Here is a 2,939-nt window from a genome sequence, read left to right on the forward strand (position 1 = left end):
ACCGACGCATGGCTTAACAACCTAGACCACTATCAAGGATTCGTTATCACCGTTGCACTTGACTTGAAAATTGAGGAACTGATTTGTTCTCCCTTTGCACTGTACCAGGCAAGATACAAAGCCTTAATAAGCGTGCGGTAGTCCGCATCGCAAATGATTCGCACCCCTCGGCCTTCCTCAACCGGGCCACTCACATGAACCACCTTGTGATTGTGATTGATCTCATCCAGAATAGTCAAAAAATTATCTTTTGCTTCTTCTGGGGTATAGTTTTCTCGCATCGTGTCCGACCTCCTGTTTGACTCACCACAGACAGCGTGAGTATTGAATATACACGTATAGCTCGTCATGCTGCGATCAAAGAAAGTATATCACCACGGCGATTCAGTTTGCTCAAACGAGGCCTGAGAGAAAATAGTTGAAACATTGGCGTTTAATCCCGCATGATAGGCTATTATAAAGCGGTTGCATAGCAGCTCGTAATTTCTGACTCAAAGCGACAAACTGCCGCTATGAAAAAACATTCTGGTCTCTCCAGTATCAGTTGAATGAGAACGGGAACAGCTCATCGCAAGCACAAGAAGATAACCTGAGCGACTCACTATCGCCAGGCAAAACGGTTGAGACGGTTTTGATGTTTGACCTAGTTAATACGGCACCGGTAACCCTCGAGTTTTCTAACGAAGAATTCGACACAATCGGCACCAAAGAGTATCAAGTTCAATAAACAGTGGGCTCACCCGTTGCGCGAAATTACAGAAAAGCCGGTTGCCGATTTAGGCCCGAGGTTAACGCTCGGAAGACCCCACCACTAGCTTTCCAATAAACAAATCAATATTAGGTCCCAATTTCTGTGATAATCAGACCATCCAACATCGTCTGCTAATTCTAGCAGGCGTTTTTCGACGGTCATGGTGTCGTCTTCTTCTCCAGCCGAACTCACCGAAAAGATCCGTTTAATTCTGCCATAAGTCAAATCAAATTTTTCTGGATAAATAACATGGACATTGATATACTCAGTGAAGTTTCATGCAGTTATTTCATAAATTTGGAGGATATCAATGACAAGAGCAGAGATTAAGCAGCAGGCCAAAGACCGGCTGCACGGTAAATGGGGCTGGGCGATTGGCCTGGACATTCTGGGCGCGATTATGGGTAGCTTAGTCGGCGGCATCACAGTGGGTATTCTGGCCGCGATGGTCGCAACCGGGGTCACCTTCTCGTACCTGCATCTCATCGATCACGACGACAAGGGTAATGGTGTTTTCAATAACATTTTCAGTGCCTTCACCGGCCCGCATGCAATGGCAGTGTTCCTGAACATGTTACTGGCATCGATTTTTCTGGCACTTTGGTCACTGCTTCTGGTAATTCCTGGGATCATCAAGGGCTTTTCCTACTCACAAGTCCCGTACATCCTACGGGACATGCAAGAGTCGGGTAGCGATATCGGCGCGACTGATGCCATCAAAGCTAGTCGCGAGCTAATGAACGGCCACAAATGGGAGTATTTTGTCCTTCAGCTGAGCTTTATTGGCTGGCGCATCCTCGCCTCCATTCCTTTCGGTCTCGGCAACTTGTGGCTCACGCCTTACATCCGGGCGACCAATGCGGCTTACTACCGGCAGTTAGCTGGTGATCAGTTCCGCACCCAGCCGCAAGCTGCTGAATCAGACACGACACAAGCATAATTCTTTACGGATCAGCAACATGGTACTCAAATCACCCCACAAGCGCATATCACTGCGTTTGTGGGGTGATTTTTGCTGACTTGAAGGCCATTTCCGGTTGCGGATAAATAGATTAAACAAGACGTGTTATCGCCTTGAAAGCCGTCCTTGGGTACACAATTTATCGTCGCCAGTTTAGCTATGGTTCCAGATAACGGATAACGACTCGAGTTCGTGTGAAACTTGAAGTCAAATGAAACGCAAAGCAGGTCGGCATAATTGACCTTGTCCATTGAGGATAGTTCAGTCTTTTAAAAGAGCGGCTGAAATAAGTTCCATGTGAAACAAAGTCACAATTCACAAAACTAATGTTAAAACCACTGCGGCATGGCTTTGCCCGTTATCATCGCGCCAGGTCGTTGCCTCCTCAGCACTTTCCTTGAATCCCACCTTGGCATAGACATGCAGGGCCACCTCATTTGCCGCATCAATCTCGATGACGACATGTTTCGCGCCCCGTGCGCGGGCCACCGCCGGCAAATGCTCACGCAGAACTTGGGTTCCAAAGCCTTTTTGCTGGCAATCGAAGTCCCCAATCGTGATATCAAACTTCAGCGTGTCTGGCGTTTTGAGCCTGTAGATAAATTCACCGATTGGCTGGTCATCGAGCAGAATAATGTCCCAGCCCGCGCCCGGACGCGCCATATCTCGGGCCACCGTAGCCGCGATCCGGTCAGTAGTTTTAATAATTCCATTTGGAAAACCAACCGGCGCCATCACCCGAGGATCCCTGTACCAGGAAGCCATTACAGGATAGTCATTGGCGTCAACTGGTCTGTAAGATAATTTTTCCATCAATAACTCCCTTCAGGTGGCACGTCAACAACTTCTGACTTGGTCAAAGCACTGCCCCCTGAGGGCCTTCGCTGTGGTCCCATATCAGCGGATAACATTGAGAGGCGTCTGTTCATCCCCCAGGCCAGGCGTTGTTATGTCGCATATTTTATAGCCAAGCTACAGTCGCACTACCCTGAATTATCAAGTCTAACCGTTCCTATTCGTAATTCAGACTCACTCAAAAATCCCGGAGATTCTTAATTGAAGAAAACTCTGTATTGTTGCAGTAAGCATAACAGTTCAGGGCCATCTCCTGTATCATACTGGAATTCCATCACGTTAAATTCAGAGCAAAAAAATGGCGCTACGATATTTGGAGTTGAAAGGCATCTTGCCTCGAAACTCCTTTTTATATACCATTTTTATGTCTGA

Annotated in this window: 3 protein-coding genes; 1 reads left to right on the top strand and 2 read right to left on the bottom strand. The window is 47.3% G+C overall.

The window, feature by feature from the left end; all coding sequences use genetic code 11:
- Nucleotides 1-32 precede the first annotated feature (32 nt).
- Nucleotides 33-281: a hypothetical protein gene (locus JUF21_RS11825; RefSeq protein WP_203664852.1), complete on the bottom strand. Its 249-nt coding sequence runs from the start codon at nucleotides 279-281 to the stop codon at nucleotides 33-35.
- Nucleotides 282-1,061: 780 nt separating this feature from the next.
- Here JUF21_RS11825 and JUF21_RS11830 point away from each other — a divergent pair.
- Nucleotides 1,062-1,691 carry a DUF975 family protein gene (locus tag JUF21_RS11830; RefSeq protein WP_203624758.1) on the top strand — a complete coding sequence of 210 codons (630 nt, stop codon included), beginning with the start codon at nucleotides 1,062-1,064 and terminating at the stop codon, nucleotides 1,689-1,691.
- Nucleotides 1,692-2,027: 336 nt separating this feature from the next.
- Here JUF21_RS11830 and JUF21_RS11835 read toward each other — a convergent pair whose 3' ends face one another.
- A complete protein-coding gene (locus tag JUF21_RS11835) occupies nucleotides 2,028-2,525 on the bottom strand; it encodes a GNAT family N-acetyltransferase (RefSeq protein WP_203624759.1) in 498 nt (165 codons plus the stop codon).
- Between the last annotated feature and the right edge of the window lie 414 nt (nucleotides 2,526-2,939).

Origin of the sequence: Lacticaseibacillus sp. 53-4 (assembly GCF_016861805.1) — a bacterium.
Lineage (GTDB): Bacteria > Bacillota > Bacilli > Lactobacillales > Lactobacillaceae > Lacticaseibacillus.